15 protein-coding genes are annotated in these 15,965 nt (G+C 65.7%); 6 read left to right on the top strand and 9 right to left on the bottom strand.

Annotation, left to right across the window (positions count from 1 at the left end; genetic code table 11):
• Positions 1-4: 4 nt before the first annotated feature.
• Entirely contained in the window at positions 5-1,117 is a 1,113-nt protein-coding gene (locus NIBR502770_RS15120) for an App1 family protein (RefSeq protein ID WP_141159324.1), read from the bottom strand.
• A 32-nt stretch (positions 1,118-1,149) separates the two neighbouring features.
• A complete protein-coding gene (locus tag NIBR502770_RS15115; RefSeq protein ID WP_141182479.1) occupies positions 1,150-1,881 on the bottom strand; it encodes a DUF72 domain-containing protein in 732 nt (243 codons plus the stop codon).
• A gap of 62 nt (positions 1,882-1,943) precedes the next feature.
• Between NIBR502770_RS15115 and NIBR502770_RS15110 the strand changes: the two genes are divergently transcribed.
• The 3 genes from NIBR502770_RS15110 (at position 1,944) to NIBR502770_RS15100 (ending at position 4,868) form a co-directional block, all read left to right on the top strand.
• The gene (locus tag NIBR502770_RS15110; RefSeq protein ID WP_141159326.1) at positions 1,944-3,752 is read left to right on the top strand and encodes a glycoside hydrolase family 15 protein; all 1,809 of its coding nucleotides are present in this window, start codon (positions 1,944-1,946) and stop codon (positions 3,750-3,752) included.
• A 113-nt stretch (positions 3,753-3,865) separates the two neighbouring features.
• Positions 3,866-4,156 carry a ribosomal protein L7/L12 gene (locus NIBR502770_RS15105; protein WP_141159327.1) on the top strand — a complete coding sequence of 97 codons (291 nt, stop codon included), beginning with the start codon at positions 3,866-3,868 and terminating at the stop codon, positions 4,154-4,156.
• Between the two features lie 7 nt (positions 4,157-4,163).
• Positions 4,164-4,868, top strand: coding sequence for an HAD family hydrolase (locus tag NIBR502770_RS15100; protein WP_246857495.1), 705 nt, complete (start codon positions 4,164-4,166; stop codon positions 4,866-4,868).
• A gap of 9 nt (positions 4,869-4,877) precedes the next feature.
• Here NIBR502770_RS15100 and NIBR502770_RS15095 read toward each other — a convergent pair whose 3' ends face one another.
• Positions 4,878-5,126, bottom strand: coding sequence for a hypothetical protein (locus tag NIBR502770_RS15095; protein ID WP_141159329.1), 249 nt, complete (start codon positions 5,124-5,126; stop codon positions 4,878-4,880).
• 184 nt (positions 5,127-5,310) lie between these two features.
• Between NIBR502770_RS15095 and NIBR502770_RS15090 the strand changes: the two genes are divergently transcribed.
• On the top strand, positions 5,311-6,492 hold the full coding sequence (locus tag NIBR502770_RS15090; RefSeq protein WP_141159330.1) for a zinc-dependent alcohol dehydrogenase: 1,182 nt from the start codon (positions 5,311-5,313) through the stop codon (positions 6,490-6,492).
• Positions 6,493-6,560: 68 nt separating this feature from the next.
• Here NIBR502770_RS15090 and NIBR502770_RS15085 read toward each other — a convergent pair whose 3' ends face one another.
• Genes NIBR502770_RS15085 through NIBR502770_RS15070 form a run of 4 tightly spaced genes read right to left on the bottom strand, consistent with a single transcriptional unit; the run spans position 6,561 to position 11,745 of the window.
• Complete coding sequence (locus tag NIBR502770_RS15085; RefSeq protein ID WP_141159331.1) at positions 6,561-7,373, bottom strand: bifunctional allantoicase/(S)-ureidoglycine aminohydrolase; 813 nt, start codon at positions 7,371-7,373, stop codon at positions 6,561-6,563.
• A gap of 17 nt (positions 7,374-7,390) precedes the next feature.
• On the bottom strand, positions 7,391-8,665 hold the full coding sequence (locus NIBR502770_RS15080) for an aldolase (protein ID WP_141182478.1): 1,275 nt from the start codon (positions 8,663-8,665) through the stop codon (positions 7,391-7,393).
• Between the two features lies 1 nt (position 8,666).
• Positions 8,667-10,265, bottom strand: coding sequence for a malate synthase A (gene aceB, locus NIBR502770_RS15075; protein WP_141159333.1), 1,599 nt, complete (start codon positions 10,263-10,265; stop codon positions 8,667-8,669).
• 34 nt (positions 10,266-10,299) lie between these two features.
• The gene (locus tag NIBR502770_RS15070; protein WP_141182477.1) at positions 10,300-11,745 is read right to left on the bottom strand and encodes an NAD-dependent malic enzyme; all 1,446 of its coding nucleotides are present in this window, start codon (positions 11,743-11,745) and stop codon (positions 10,300-10,302) included.
• A 221-nt stretch (positions 11,746-11,966) separates the two neighbouring features.
• On the opposite strand from NIBR502770_RS15070, the gene NIBR502770_RS15065 reads away from it, so the two are divergent.
• Positions 11,967-12,722 (top strand): IclR family transcriptional regulator, encoded by a 756-nt coding sequence (locus tag NIBR502770_RS15065; protein ID WP_141182476.1) that lies wholly within the window; start codon positions 11,967-11,969, stop codon positions 12,720-12,722.
• Between the two features lie 83 nt (positions 12,723-12,805).
• On the opposite strand, the gene NIBR502770_RS15060 is transcribed toward NIBR502770_RS15065, so the two are convergent.
• Positions 12,806-14,338 (bottom strand): nucleobase:cation symporter-2 family protein, encoded by a 1,533-nt coding sequence (locus NIBR502770_RS15060; RefSeq protein ID WP_141182475.1) that lies wholly within the window; start codon positions 14,336-14,338, stop codon positions 12,806-12,808.
• Positions 14,339-14,495: 157 nt separating this feature from the next.
• Positions 14,496-15,404: a factor-independent urate hydroxylase gene (gene pucL, locus NIBR502770_RS15055; RefSeq protein WP_141159337.1), complete on the bottom strand. Its 909-nt coding sequence runs from the start codon at positions 15,402-15,404 to the stop codon at positions 14,496-14,498.
• 348 nt (positions 15,405-15,752) lie between these two features.
• Between pucL and NIBR502770_RS15050 the strand changes: the two genes are divergently transcribed.
• On the top strand, positions 15,753-15,959 hold the full coding sequence (locus NIBR502770_RS15050; protein WP_141182474.1) for a hypothetical protein: 207 nt from the start codon (positions 15,753-15,755) through the stop codon (positions 15,957-15,959).
• The last annotated feature ends 6 nt before the right edge of the window (positions 15,960-15,965 follow it).

The raw sequence follows: 15,965 nt of genomic DNA, 5'->3' as shown, positions 1-15,965 counted from the left end.
GTAGTCAGCCGCGCAGCAGGTCCAGCAAGGCCAGCTGCTTGGCGATGCCGGCGCCGTCGGGGGAGTAGATCCACGGCACGCGGGAAGTAGTGTGGTCCCCGTCCTCGGAGTGGCCGCCGGCGAATACCGATTCGCTGACGGACAGCTGCCTGATCGCGATTGCCGCGACCTTTTCCGGGTTTTCGGCGGCGAAAGCCGAGTAGATGGCTTCGTCATGCTGGCCGTTGTCGCCGATCAGGAGCCACCGCATGTCCGGGAACTCCTGGGCGAGCCGCTCCAGGTTGCGGTGCTTGTGGTCCTGGCCGCTGCGGAACCAGCGGTCCTGGGTAAGGCCCCAGTCCGTCAGCAGCAGCGTGCCCTTGGGGTACATGTTGCGGGTCAGGAAGCGTCCCAGCGTGGGGGCTGCGTTCCAGGGGCCGGTGGAGAGGTAGATGACCGGGGCGTCGGGATGTTCAAGTGTCAGGCGGTCCAGCAGCACGGCCATGCCGGGCGTGGCCATGCGTGCCCGTTCGCTGAGCACGAAGGTGTTCCACAGCGCCAGGAAGGGACGGGGCAGGGCGGTCACCATGACGGTGTCGTCGATGTCGGACACGATGCCGAATTCCACACCGGGTGCGATCACCTGGATCAAAGCCTCCGCCGGGTCGGTCCCCTCCGCGCGCAGGATTGCGGTGTGCCAGCCGGGGGACAGTTGTACATCCACCTCGGTGTCGACCAGTCCGCCCCGGTCAGCCGTGACGTGGGTGACGACGTCCCCGATGGTGATCTCGACGTCGGTAAACTGCAGCGGCACCCCGGTGAAGGCGCGCCAGCCGCGGATGTTCTGGTTTCCGTTTTTAGCCTCGTGCTCGGCTTTGCTCCCCGGCAGCGGTTTGTGGGTCAGCAGCACGCGCCCCAGCACCCTGACCCGCGTGGTGGAACCGTAGCCCTGGTAGGCGATGGTCTGCGGCACGAACTTCCACCGCTTGGCCAGCGTGATCCGGACATCGTTGACCGAGTCGGACACCCAATGCGCCAAACGGAAGAAGCGGCTTCCGGACAACGCGTACTGGCCTATCTTGTCCTGCCGTGGCGCGTGGGCGTTGTCCCGGGCTGGGTTCTGCGGAGCCGTGTCCATGCCCTAACTCTGCCACAGGGCGGCGGCAGCCTTCAGCCTGCGCCCAGGATCCCGCGCAGGGTCCAGGCGTTCCGTACGGCGTTCCCGCCGCCGTCGTTGTTGAAGTACGCGAAAACGTCGATGCCCGCACTGTCCCACTCGCGGATGCGGTCCGCCCACCAGTGCATGTCCGCATCCGAATAGGAGCCCCCGTACAGGTGCTCGTGGTCCGGCCCATGCAGCCGGACGTAAGCGAAAGGCGCGGTGGTCCGCAGGACGCATGGAAGGTTGGCGCCGCTCATGACGCAGTAAGCCGCCTGGTGCCGCTCCAGCAAGGCGTACACCTCGGGCGAGTCCCAGCTGGCGTGCCGGAACTCCACGGCCACCCTGATCCAGGACGGAAGCGCAGCAAGGAAATAGTCCAGCCGTGCGTCGTCGCGCTCCAGTTGCGGGGGCAGCTGGACCAGGAGCACCGCCCGCTTGTCCCCCAGCTCATGCCAGCACCGGGCAATGCGCTCAATCCAGACCTCCGGTGAATAGAGCTTGCGTGCGTGGGTCAGGCCGCGGGGAGCCTTGACGGACATAGTGAAACCGGGCGGCAGCCGCCGGTTCCAGCCAGCAAAGGTGGTGTCCCGGGGCCACCGGTAGAAGCTGGCGTTCAACTCAACCGTGTTGAACCTGGAGACGTAGCTTTGGAGCCTGTCCCGGACGGGCAGTCCGGGCGGGTACAGGACGTTCTCCCAGTGGTCATAGCTCCAGCCGGAGGTGCCGATATGGATCGCCATTTGCCTCACGCTACACCTGGTATTCCCCTTCCGTTCGGAGCTCTGTGTGGCAGGGTGTTGTCATGGCGCGAATTGAAGATTATGCGGTGGTTGGCGACCTTCACACCGGGGCCCTGGTCAGCAAGGAAGGCTCGATCGACTGGCTCTGCCTCCCGCGGTTCGATTCCCCTGCCTGCTTCAATGCGCTGCTGGACACCCCTGATGCGGGACGCTGGCTGCTGGCGCCTGAGGGAGGGGGAACCTGCACGCGCCGCAGCTACCGGGACGGCAGCCTGGTGCTGGACACCGAGTGGGAGACGCCTGACGGAACGGTCCGGGTCACCGACTTCATGCCGCCCAGGGATTCCGTTGCCGACATCGTCCGCATCGTGGAGGGCGTCAGCGGCACCGTCAAGATGCACGGAGAGCTGGTCATGAGGTTCGACTACGGCCATATCGTGCCATGGGTGCGGAAGGACAAGCGTGGGCTGCATGCCATCGCCGGCCCGGATGCCGTCTACCTGGTGACGCCGGCGCCGCTGCATGGCGAAAATATGCGCACGGTCAGCGACTTCACGGTGAGTGCCGGCGAGAAGGTACCGTTCGTGCTGACCTGGGCGCCAAGCCACGTGGGACGTCCGGTCAGCGTTGAGGCCGAGCACGTCCTCGACAGCACCTTCGAATTCTGGCGGGGCTGGTCCTCGCAGTGCACCGTCAAGGGGAAATACCAGGACGCGGTGGTCCGCTCCCTGGTGACACTCAAGGCACTGACCTACGCACCCACAGGGGGCATCGTCGCGGCCGTCACCACGTCCCTCCCCGAGCAGCCCGGGGGCCAGCGGAACTGGGACTACCGATACTGCTGGCTGCGGGATGCCGCCATGACCCTGCAGGCCCTGCTGGCCGCCGGCTACACCGCGGAGGCTGCTGCCTGGCGGGACTGGCTGCTCCGGGCGGTGGCAGGCGACCCCGCCGACCTGCAGATCATGTACGGGATCCACGGCGAGCGGCGGTTGCCGGAGATGGAACTGCCGTGGCTGAAGGGCTACGAGAACTCCACCCCGGTTCGGATCGGAAATGCCGCGGCGGAGCAGTTCCAGCTGGATGTCTGGGGCGAGGTCCTTGACTGCCTGGCCCTGACCCGGAACTCGCTGCTGAAGCACACGGACGAAGCATGGGATGTGCAGATCGCCCTGATGGAGCACCTGGAAACCATCTGGGACCAGCCGGACAACGGACTCTGGGAGATGCGGGGACCACGCCGGCATTTCACCCACTCCAAGGTCATGGCGTGGGTTGCCGCCGACCGCATGGTGAAGGGCGTGCGTGAATCGGGGCTGCCGGGCCCGGTGGAACGCTGGGAGGCCCTTCGGGACCAGATCCACGCCGACATCATGGCCAATGGTTTCGATGCCCAACGCAACACATTCGTGCAGTCCTATGGCCGCCCGGAACTGGATGCCAGCCTGTTGCTGATTCCCCGCGTGGGATTCCTTCCTCCCGACGACCCCCGGGTAGTGGGCACCATCGAAGCGATCCAACGGGAATTGACCCAGGACGGATTTGTGCTGCGCTACAAGCCGGAAGAGAGTGACGACGGCCTGCCGGGGGATGAAGGGGTCTTCCTGGCCTGCTCGTTCTGGCTGGTGGAGGCGCTGCTGGGGGCGGGGCGCCACGACGAATCGCGCGAACTTTTCGAGCGGCTGCTGGAACTGCGCAACGACGTGGGGCTGCTGAGCGAGGAATGGGCCGTAAAAGCCGGGCGGCAGCTGGGCAATACGCCACAGGCCTTCAGCCACTTTGCGCTTGTGACTAGCGCCCTGGAGCTCCATCAGGATACGGTTCGCCGCAGTGACACTCCCTTTCCGCACGACAATGCGGATACGCGCTGAGGCGGCGCGGAGGGGGCTGGAACTTCTCCTTCGCAGGATAGATAAGTATACTTACTAACACCTCATGGAGTGCTCCCAAGCACAGTGCCGTGATTGACGGAGGAGTGATAGTTATGGCCGGATTTTTTGAACTCGTGGATGCCCCTGACGGTGGTTACCGGATCAGGATGATGGACGGAAGCGGGAACCTGATGGCCATCTCGGTTACCTTCCCCACCAAGCGGGCCGCGGTGGCAGGCGTTGCCATGGCCCGGGAAATTGCCGGTACGGGCCTGATCCGGGACAAGAGCCTGGACGGCGCCGGGTCCGTCATCCGTGAACGCGTGCGGCCCGTCAGTTCACCCAAGGAAGAAGCGGCCAAACTGAAAAAGGCTCCCGGCGCCCGACGGGCGGCGGTGGGCTGATGGCCGAATCCACCACACCCCCTGGCGGCTCCCGCCGGGGGTCCTGTTTGACGTCGACGGGACGCTGATCGACTCGTCGTACATCCACACCGTCGCCTGGTGGGGTGCGTTCCGCCAGTACGGCCACGACGTCCCCATGGCGGCCATCCATCGGCTCGTGGGCATGGGTGGCGCCCGTTTGGTGGATCAACTCCTGCCGTCCGGCCGCGACCGGGAGGAAGACGAAGGCATCATGGCCAGCCACGGCGCACTCTACGCCTCGCACTGGCCAGCGCTGCGCGCCCTGGACGGGGCCAAGGACCTGTTGGGCCGGTGCCATACCGGCGGCGTTGCCGTGGCGCTGGCCTCCTCTGCGCGGCAGCGGGACCTGGAAGTCATGCGCTCCGTACTGGACGCCGACGCCTTCATCGACGCCGCCACCAGCGCCAATGACGCGGAGGAGAGCAAGCCTGCGCCGGATATCCTGGAGGCGGCCCTGAAGGCTGTGGGAGTGGACGCTGCGGACGCCGTTTACGTAGGCGACGCCGTTTGGGACATGAAGGCAGCGGGTGCCCTGGGAATCCCTGCCATTGGGCTCACCTGCGGGGGAATCCATGCGGCGGAACTTCGGGAGGCGGGCGCCGTCGAGGTCTATGACGGGCCGCGCCACCTGCTGCAGAACCTGGGTACCAGTGCCATCGGGCGGCTGCTCCCGCTGGAGCCGCGCTCCTAGATCTCCGGGCTACAGTGGCTGTCCGCCCGGCACGGACCCCTCCTCGCCGGCGATGGCCGGCTTTGTCCAGGACACGATGACCTGGACCGAGCCGTCGTCGTTCCGCTCGATATCGGTGGCGACCTCGGCGGCAGGTGCCCCCATCTCCTCGATGCGCATCCGGTAAGTGCTGACCAGTTCCGCGAGGCTTTCTTCCGTCCATTCGCCCGGACGCATGCGGGTGGAGATCTCGACCGGTTCCGGCTGGTAGAGCGACATGGCGTTCCCTTTCTTTCTTCCCGACTCTCCTACGCTATGGGCACTGGGTGGGGGCCACAACCTTTTAATCAGCATGCTTACTTTTTTCCGTCAAAACAGATAGCGTCGAAGAAAGGGTGCCGGCAGGTGCCCTGCCCGGCCCCAGGGAGACCCCCACGGGCACAGCAGAAGCGAAAGGGAGACTGTGAAAGCACTGACGTGGCAAGGAAAACGATCGGTAAGCGTGGAAGAAGTGCCCGATCCCTTCATCCACGAACCTACGGACGCGATCGTTCGGATCACCTCCACCGCAATCTGCGGCTCCGACCTGCACCTCTATGAGGTCCTGGGCCCCTACATGCACAAGGGCGATGTCATTGGCCATGAACCCATGGGCATCGTGGAGGAAGTGGGCAGCGGCGTCACCAACCTGCGAAAGGGCGACCGCGTGGTGGTTCCGTTCAACATCGCCTGCGGCTCCTGCTACATGTGCACGCAGGGCCTGCAGTCCCAGTGTGAAACCACGCAGGTCAGGGAAAAGGGGTCCGGCGCAGCGCTCTTCGGCTACTCCGAGCTGTACGGGTCCGTCCCGGGTGGCCAGGCAGAGTACCTGCGGGTGCCGCACGCCGACTACGGACCGGTGAAGGTGGGCAGCGAGCTTCCGGACGAGCGCTACCTGTTCCTTTCCGACATCCTCCCCACCGCCTGGCAGGCCGTGGAGTACGCGGACGTCCCGGCGGGAGGCACTCTTGCAGTGTTCGGCCTGGGGCCGGTAGGCCAGTTCGCGGGCCGCATCGGCGTCCACCGCGGTTTCCGGGTGATTGGCATCGACCCGGTTGCTGAACGGCGGGAGATGGCGGCGCGGCACGGCGTGGAAACGCTGGATTACAGCAAGGCCATCGGGGACGAACTCCGGGAGATGACCGGTGGGCGCGGCCCCGACGCGGTAGTTGACGCCGTCGGCATGGAAGCCCATGGTTCCCCGGTGGCAGGGTTCGCCCACCAGGCGCTGGGCCTCCTGCCGGACAAGCTGGCCCAGAAGGCGATGGAGACCGGCGGCGTGGACCGGCTGGCAGCGCTGCACGCTTCCGTTGACGCGGTGCGACGCGGCGGCACCTTGTCCCTGAGCGGGGTGTACGGCGGTACGGCCAGCCCGATGCCGCTGCTCACCATGTTCGACAAGCAACTCCAGGTGCGCATGGGGCAGTGCAACGTGCGGCGCTGGACCGATGACATCCTTCCCCTCGTGGAGGACGACGCCGACCCGCTGGGCGTCATGGACCTGGTCACCCACCGGTCCAACCTCGACGGTGCGCCCGCCCTGTACGAGAAGTTCCAGAAGAAGGAAGACGGCTGCATCAAGGTGGTCCTGAACCCCGCCGCCTGACCAAAAGCACAACAGAGGCCGTTATGGATTCCCATAACGGCCTCTGTGCTGTTGTAGGCGGAAAGCGCCTAGGTGAGCTTCACCTGGCGGTTCATGTCCTTGTAGAGCAGGTAGCGGAACTCGCCCGGGCCGCCCGCGTAGCAGGCCTGCGGGCAGAAGGCCCGCAGCCACATGAAGTCACCGGCCTCCACCTCCACCCAGTCGTTGTTCAGCAGGTACATGGCCTTGCCCTCCAGGACGTACAGGCCGTGCTCCATGACGTGGGTTTCCGGGAACGGGATGACGCCGCCGGGCTGGAACGTCACGATGTTCACCTGCATGTCGTGGGCCAGGTCATTAGAGTCCGTGAACCGCGTGGTCTTCCACACGTCGTTGGTGTCCGGCATGGACGTGGGCTCGATGTCCTTTTCGTTCGTGACGAAGGACTTGGCCTCGTACCCCTCCAGCCGCTCGTAGGCCTTGCGGATCCAGTGGAAGGACACCACGTCGTCAGAGACGTTTTCCAGGCCCCATTCCGAACCCGCAGCGAGGTAGGCGTAGCCGCCTTCCTCCAGCGGGTGCAGTTCACCGTCGAGGGTGAGGTTGACCTTGCCGCGGGTGACGAAGATGACGCCTTCGACGCCGGCCTCGAATTCGGCCTTCGGGGCTCCTCCGCCCGGGCCGATTTCCACGATCAGCTGGGAGAAGGTGGTGGCGAAGCCGGAGATGGGGCGGGCGATGATCCAGGACCGGGTGTTTGAAAAGCCCGGCAGGTTGGACGTGACGATGTCCGTCATCACACCTTTCGGGATCACCGTGTACGCCTCGGTGACGATGGCGCGCTCCGTGGTCAGGTGGGTCTGCGGCGGGAGTCCGCCGGTGGGGGAGTAGTACTTGCCCATTGAAAGGGATCCTTTGGCTAGGAATTGGAGGTGGTGGCGAGCCGCGGGTGGGCCAGGGCGGTGAGTTGGGGAAGTCCGACGCCGGCAAGCGCCTGGACTTCCTCGGCGCCGACTGCCCCGCACTGGACGCCGCGCAGGACGAATGCGGCCAGGGCCCGGGCGGTGGCGGGTTCGTCCAGGACGCCGCCTTCGGTCCGCTCCACATAGTTGCGCAGGCGGGCAGCGGCAGCTGGCAGGCCTTCGCGGTAGAACGCATAGGTGGCGGCGAACCGGCTGGGCAGCTGGGCCGGGTGCAGGTCCCAGCCCTGGTAGTAGCCGCGTTCCAGCGACCTTCGGACCAGGCGCCCATGCAGCTGCCAGGCGTTCTCCACGTTGTCGCCCACCGGGATGATGTTGGTGGAGCCGTCGGAAAGCCGGACGCCGGTGCCTGCCACGGCCAGCTGCATGACCTCCTTGGCGAAGTCCGCCACCGGATGCTCCATGGACTGGTACTCCGCGGAGATCTGCAGCGAAGCCGAGTAGTCGTAGGTGCCGTAGTGCAGCCCGCTGATCCGCCCGGGCACGGCATGCGGCAGTTGCGCTACCGGAGAGGTTCCTTCCGGGCCGAGGATCAGCTGCGGCGTCTCCACCTGGACCTCGAACCGCAGCCGTCCCGCAGGAAGGCTATGGACGTCCTCGAGCCGGGAGACCGCATAGTCCATGGCCTGAACCTGCGCCACGGTGGTGACCTTGGGGAGGGTCAGGACCAGGCCCTCCGGCAATTCGCCGGCCGCGGCCAGGCCGGAGACGAACAGGTCGAGGGTCCGCAGGCCGCGGGCCCGGGTGGGAGCCTCGAAGCACTTGAAGCGGATGCCGATGAACGGGGGAGCGGAGCCGGCAGCGGCGGCCTGCGCCACCGCGGACGCCGCGGCAACCGCGGTGGCGTCCTCGGCGTCGTCGCCCCTGTCCCCGAAGCCGTCCTCGAAGTCGAGGCGCAGGTCCTCGATCGGTTCCGTCCGGAGTTTTGCCTGGACCCGGCCCGCCACGGCTTCGGCGAGCCCGGCGTCCTGGCCCAAGAGCCGGCCCAGTGTTTCCAGGCCGCCGTGGGCTTCCGCCGTCGCGATCGCCTGGGCGCCCCAGTCGGCCGCGAGCGACGGCGTGAACCGGTCCGCGGGCACGTACACCGTGTGCACGGGCTGGCGGGAGCCGTCGTCGCCCGGGTAGTTCTGTTCCAGCAGCCGGTCGGTGGCAGCAAGCTGCCCGTCAATGTGCGCGAAGTCCGCGGCTGAAAGGGAGGATTTTGGTGCTTCCATCTCAACCCACCAATTCGTAGGCAGGCGTGGTGAGGAAGTCGGTGTAATCGTCCGAGAGGCAGATGTCAGCGATGAGCTCGCTGGCCGGCTGGTAATAGCGGCGGAAGGCTTCGTCGCCGAATTCGGTGCGGAGCCGTTCCGTTTCCTCGCCAAGGATCCGTTCCACCAGTTCCCGGGTGACGGTGTTGCCCGTGTCCGCGAGGATGGACTTGTTGCGGATCTGCTGCCATACCTGGGAACGGGAGATCTCCGCGGTGGCAGCATCCTCCATCAGGTTGTGGATGGCCACGGCGCCGTTACCGGACAGCCACACCGCCGTGTAGGCGACGGCTACGTAGAGGTTCAGGCGCAGGCCGGCCTCGGTGACCTGGCCCCCGGCGGACTGGACGTCCAGCAGCTGCTCCGCGGTAACTGAAACCTCGGGGCGCTGCTTGTCCACCTGGTTGGGCTTGTCACCCAGGACGGAGTCGAAGACTTCGCGGCAGGTGGGGACCAGGTCCGGGTGGGCAACCCAGGAACCGTCGAAGCCGTCGTTGGCCTCGCGGGTCTTGTCCGCGCGGACCTTTTCAAACGCCGCTTCGGTGACCTCGGGGTGGCGGCGGTTGGGGATGACCGCGGCCATGCCGCCCATGGCAAAGGCGCCGCGCCGGTGGCAGGTCTTGACCAGGAGTTCGGTGTAGGCGCGCATGAAGGGGGCGGTCATCGCCACGGAGGCGCGGTCCGGCAGGACGAACTCCTCACCGGCATCGCGGAAGTACTTGATGATGCTGAACAGGTAGTCCCAGCGGCCGGCGTTCAGGCCGGAGGCGTGGTCCCGCAGTTCGTACAGGATCTCGTCCATCTCGAAGGCGGCCGGGATGGTCTCGATCAGCACCGTGGCGCGGATGGTGCCCTGGTTCAGGCCGAGGAAGTCCTGCGCGAACACGAACACGTTGTTCCAGAGCCGCGCTTCGAGGTGGCTCTCCATCTTGGGCAGGTAGTAGTACGGCCCCTGCCCGTTGAGGACCAGCTGCTTGGCGATGTGGAAGAAGTGCAGGCCAAAGTCCACCAGCGCACCCACCGCGGGTTCACCGTTCACCAGCAGGTGCTTCTCCTGCATGTGCCAGCCGCGGGGCCGGGCCACCACGACGGCGAGCGGCGCGTCGGTGCGGAGCCGGTACTCCTTGCCTTCCTCCGAGGTGTAGCTGAGCGTGCCCTGGGCGGCGTCGCGGAGGTTGAGGATGGCATCGATGACATTGGCCCAGGTGGGCGTGCTGGCGTCCTCGAGGTCCGCCAGCCACACCTTGGCGCCGGAGTTCAGGGCGTTGATGGCCATCTTGGCCGGCGAGGCGGGGCCGGTCATTTCCACCCGGCGGTCCTGCAAAGCTGCCGGTGCCGGCGCAACCTTCCAGTCGCCGTCGCGCACGTCCTGCGTCTCCGGCAGGAAGTCGAGCTTGCCCGTTTCCGCCACCCGCTGCCGCTTGACGGCACGGGCTGCCAGGAGCTCGTTGCGGGTGCCGGCGAACCGGTTGTGGAGTTCCTCCACGAAGGCCAGTGCCTTGGGGGTGAGGATCTCCTCTGCGCGGTCGATCGGCCGGGGATCTGTGACGGTGATGGCCATTTCTGGTCCTTTCCTTAGGCTGGAAGTCGGGCGGTCAGGCGGAGGCCAGTGCTGGCTCCGCGGCGGAATCGGCCGGTCCGGCAGCCGTTGCCACGTTTGAGGCGTGAGCCGCGGCCGCGACGGCTGCCGCGACGTTGGCGGTCACGTGCGGGTCGAAGATGCTGGGGATGATGTAGCTGGCATTGAGCTCATTATCATTCACCCGGTTGGCGATTGCTTCCGCGGCGGCCACGAGCATTTCCGGGGTGATGTCGCTTGCCCCCACGTCGAGGAGTCCGCGGAAAAGGCCGGGGAAGGCCAGGACGTTGTTGATCTGGTTGGGGAAGTCGCTGCGGCCGGTGGCCACGACGGCGGCGTGCCGGGATGCGACGGCGGGGTCCACCTCGGGGGTGGGGTTGGCCATGGCGAAGACGATGGCGTCCTTTGCCATGGAGGCGATGTGTTCCTCCTCCAGGATGTTCGGGGCGGAGACGCCGATGAAGACATCAGCACCCACCAAGGCCTGGTGCAGGGTGCCGGCGAACCCTTCCTGGTTGGTGTTTTCCGCGATCCAGGTGCGGTGCGGATCGTTGTACGCCTCACCCTTGTGGATGGCGCCGGAGCGGCCCGCGGCCACAATGTGCCGGGCGCCCTGGGCCTTGAGCAGCTGGATGATGGCAGAGCCGGCGGCGCCGACCCCGGACACCACGATCCTCACGTCCGCGATCTTCTTGTCCACCACGCGCAGGGCGTTGACCAGGGCAGCGAGGGTCACGATGGCCGTGCCGTGCTGGTCGTCGTGGAAGACCGGGATGTCCAGTTCCTCGCGCAGGCGGGCCTCGATCTCGAAGCAGCGGGGCGCGGCGATGTCCTCCAGGTTTACGCCGCCGAAGACCGGTGCCAGGAGCTTGACGGTGCGGATGATTTCCTCCGTGTCCTGGGTGTCCAGGCAGACGGGCCAGGCGTCGACGTTGGCGAACTGCTTGAACAGGGCGGCTTTGCCCTCCATGACCGGAAGGGCCGCGGCGGGGCCGATGTTGCCCAGGCCCAGCACCGCCGATCCGTCGGTGACCACGGCCACCGTGTTGCGCTTGACGGTCAGGTTGCGGGCGGCGGCGGGGTCCTCCGCGATGGCCAGGCAGACGCGGGCGACGCCGGGGGTGTAGGCCCGGGAGAGGTCGTCACGGTTGCGCAGGGGGACCTTTGGGACCACCTCGAGCTTGCCGCCCAGGTGCATCAGGAAGGTGCGGTCCGAGACGTGCTGGACCGTGACGCCGTCGAGCGCGTTGAGGGCGTCCTTGACGCGGGCGGCGTGCGCGTCATCGGTGGTGTTGCAGGTGACGTCAACCACCAGGGTCTCGTGGTGGGACTCGGTGACGTCAAGGGCGGTGATCGCGGCGCCGGCAGCTCCCACGGCTGCGGCGAGCTCGCTGGTGGCGCTGAAGCTTGACGGTGCTTCCACGCGCAGGGTGATCGAATTTCCGGGGCTGGGGTTCGCCATTGAATGTCCTCCTGTTAGGCCTTGTCCGGCTTCTGCTCTCATCCGGATGTTTTCGTATTATGGATATTATTATCTACTTTATGGAAATACAAGCCCTCCGAATACGACCGCAAAGACCGCGTCGCGGGTGGTACCGCCGTGCTGTATCTTGGGTTTCCTAAGCAATTCTTTTCACGATGCGGATAAGAGTTGTCGGATTCCGAGCCACAGGAGACAACGGAATGGCAGAGAAAGCCTCTGGTGGGGTGCAGTCGGTAGAGCGTGTCTTCGAACTGCTGGAGCTCATCACCGATGCCGGCGGTGACGTGACGCTCAGCGAGCTCTCGTCCTCCACGGACCTCCCGCTGCCCACTATCCACCGCCTGCTGCGCACCCTGGTCTCGCTCGGCTACATCCGCCAGCTGCCCAACCGGCGCTACGCCCTTGGCCCCCGCCTCATCCGTTTGGGTGAGGGCGCCAACAAGCAGCTCGGTGCCCTGGCGCAGCCCCAGCTTAAGATCCTGGTTGACCGGCTGGGGGAGACCTCCAACATGGCTGTCCTGGACTCGGACATGGTGATCTACGTGGCCCAGGTGCCCTCGCTGCACTCCATGCGCATGTTCACGGAGGTGGGACGGCGCGCCCACACCCACGCCACCGGCGTGGGCAAGGCCATCCTGGCCCAGCTCGACGACGACACCGTGCGGGGCATCATTGCGCGCGCCGGGATGCCCACCCCCACTGCGAAGAGCATCGGCGACGTGGAGGAACTCCTGGCCGACCTCAAGCTCATCCGTGAGCGGGGGTACTCCATCGACGAGGAAGAGCAGGAACTCGGCGTCCGCTGCTTCGCCATGGCGGTCCCCAACGCTCCGACGCCTACCGCGATTTCCGTTTCCGGGCCGGTGTCCCGGGTGGACGGGAACTTCGCCGACAAGGCCGTGCCCATCCTCCGGGAAGCGGCCGAGGCCATCTCCCGCGAGCTTAACCGCGCCTAAGGCTCCCTCTTCACTGACAACCACGACGGCGGCCCGCACCTTTCGCGAAAGGTGCGGGCCGCCGTCGTCCAACCCGGGGAAGGTCAGTGCTCTGACGCCTTTTCGGATGACTCGATGGCGACTTCCTTGCCGTCGCAGTCAATGAGCTTGCCGTTTTCGAACCGGTCGCCTTCCGCCAGGCACTTGAGGTCCTCCTCGCGGACCACCCGACCGGTGCCGGCAACAAACACCGATTGGTTCTCCGAGTTGCCGGCCTTCAGGTGGTTGAAGAGCAGGTTCAGCAGGATGGCCATGACGGCGGCCGAGCTGATGCCGGAGTGGAAGATGGTGCTCACCCAGGCGGGGAACTGGTTGTAGAAGGTAGGTGCCGCAATGGGAAGCATGCCGAACCCGATGGAGGTGGCCACGATGATCAGGTTCATGTTGTTCCGGTACTCCACCTTGGCGAGGGTGCGGATGCCGCTCGCGGCCACGGTCCCGAAGAGGACAATCCCGGCGCCACCCAGGACAGCGGTGGGCACGGCCGCAACCACCCGGCCCATGACCGGAAGCAGCCCCAGCAGCACCAGGATGACGCCGCCCGCGGCAACCACATAGCGGCTCTTGATCTTGGTGACGGCCACCAAGCCCACGTTCTGGGCGAAGGCGCTCTGGGTAAACGAACCAAAGATCGGGGCAATCAGGCTGGAGCCCATGTCGGCCCGCAGGCCGGCCGCGATGCGCTTGGAGTCGGTGCGGGTGCCAACGATCTCGCCCACTGCAAGGATGTCCGCCATGGTTTCGGTGAGGATGACCAGGACCACGATCAGCATGGAAATGATGGCGGCAATGTCGAACGTCGGCGTGCCCAGCAGGAACGGTGTGGGGAAAGCGGCAATGGGACCGTTGCCCACCCTGGAAAAATCGGCCATCCCGGTTGCTGCCGCGATCAGGGTTCCCGCCACCATGGCCAGCAGGATGGACAGGCGGGAAATGGTGGCGCTGCCCACCTTGCTCAGGACCAGGACCAGGACCAGGGTGACGGCCGCCAGTCCGATGTTGGCCATGCTGCCGTAGTTCTCCGCCTTGCTGTTCCCGCCCATGGCCCAGTTTGCTGCCACCGGCATGAGGGTCAGCCCAATGGTGGTGATCACCGTGCCCGTTACCACCGGGGGGAAGAACCGGACGATCTTGGAGAAGACTGGTGCGATCAGCAGGCCAACCGCGGCGGAAACCATCACGGCCCCAAACACGGCAGGCAGTCCGCCTCCGTTGGTCACAATCGCGACCATGGTGGCCACGCTGGCGAAGGAGACACCCTGGACCAGCGGGAGTTGGGATCCGAAGAAGGGGATTCCGACGGTCTGCAGCAGGGTAGCGAGGCCGCCCATGAAGAGGGCTGCCGCAATCAGGACGCCGGTGTCGGAGGACGACAGGCCTGCTGCCTGGCCTACGATCAGCGGGACGGCGATGATGCCGCCGTACATGGTCAGCACGTGCTGGAACCCGTAGGCAAAGCTGCTGCCTATCGACAGCCGTTCGTCTTCGGGGCGTCCCGCTGCGGGGCGCTTGGTCCGTTTCTTGGAGTCGCCGGCGGTCTTGTTCGTACCGGGGGACGGGGCGTTCTTGATGTTCATGGCAGACTTTCCTGGTTCATGGCAGACGTCTTCGTCTGGCTAACTTTGTCTGGCTAACGTCGAAGTTTTAGGGGTGCTGCGGTTTTGCGGAACTGCGGGTTGCGGGTGGCCGGGCCGCCGAAACCTCGGTCGCGGCGGCCCGGCCACCCGCACTGGCTCAGCAGAAGCCGGCGATGCCCGTCCATGCGTTCTCGGCGGGAACGGCGTCTTCGCGCAGGACCGTGGCCTCGATCAGGCCGTAGGGACGGTCCGCCGCGAAGAAGACCTCGTTGGGGTTGTCCAGGCCGAACGGCGAGAGGTCCACAAGGAAGTGGTGCTTGTTAGGCATGGAGAACTTGATTTCGTCGATTTCGGGGTGGGCCTCGAGGACCTTGGTTCCCATGTCGAACAGTGTCTGCTGCAGGGCGTGTGAGTAGTTTTCGGTGAAGCCTTCGAGCAGCAGGCTCTTCACGTCGTCGTAGTTCTTGTTGAAATCAAACGACGTGAAGTCGGTGCCGGCCTTGTACCGCCAGCGGGCGGAGACGTCGGTGGCGAGGATCCGGTCGGTGGTTTCCGCCAGGGTGGTGTACTTGTCCTTGGGGTAGCCGACGAAGCCGGACTGGGTGGACTTCAGGACAGTCAGGTCCTTCAGTCCGGAGATAAGGTGCTCGGCAGCGCCGTCGCGGACCAGCACTGCCGTGCGGACTTCCTGGCCGTTGCGGACGAACGAGTGGTCGTGTTCGCTGCCATGGGCCTGGATCCGGTTCCAGCTGTAGGACTCTGCTTCCCAGCGGCCGCCATCAACCCAGCTGAAGCTCGAGGTGAAGTGCTCGCCAAGGCGAAGCAGGAAAGCTTCCGGGGAACCGATGCCCTCGCGGGCGAATGCGTAGACGGTGTTCTTCTGGGTGTCGGTGGGCACAACATGGCTGTTGTCGCCCTCCAGGTGGGCCGCCTCGAAGTCGCCGCGCAGCTGCGAGGTGACGTTGAGGTCTTCAATCTGGTGGCGGTCTGTGTCGCGGGTGATCTTGACGACCCGGACCTCGGCCTTGCCGAACTGGTTGCTGCCGAGAATGATCTTGCTGCTCATGGTCTTTTCCCAACTTCCGGTAAGTGGAACCTAGGTTCCATCACTGAAATTAAGCGCGCGTTTCATGCGCGTTTCCGATGGAGCCGACCCAACAAAAAAGAGCCGGCATCCGTTGATGCCAGCTCATTACGACCCTGCCTGCTGCTCCCAGGTTACGTGACGTGCGCCACGAGTTGCATAACAGCGTACCCCGGCTGCGCGGTGGTGTACATCACAGAATGAAAATTCCATTTGTGACCGGCGGGCTGCCTGCGCTCCCGCCGCTACCTATTGACGGGATGGGATGGCCACCCTAATATTTTCATAAAGCAAAAACTAATTTCCACATTACGAAAAGAGGGCGTTCCGATGTTCCAGCAGGAAAACCAGCCCACGCCCGCAGCGCCGTCCGCAGGAGTGGCTGCACAGGAGTTCTACCTCCCGCTCGGCGGCGGGGTGGACCCCGACCTCTATCTGCCCGAGGACCGCCTGCGCCTCACGGGCCGCCTGTCCAGGTGGGTGCAGTCATTGCGTACTCCGCCGGTGAGGGTGTCCAAGGGCCGCCCCCAAGGTTGAGCGCCC

Origin of the sequence: Pseudarthrobacter sp. NIBRBAC000502770, assembly GCF_006517815.1 — a bacterium.
GTDB lineage: Bacteria > Actinomycetota > Actinomycetes > Actinomycetales > Micrococcaceae > Arthrobacter > Arthrobacter niigatensis.
The sequence above is the reverse complement of the archived record's forward strand: the minus strand, read 5'-3'. Positions and strand labels throughout refer to the sequence as shown.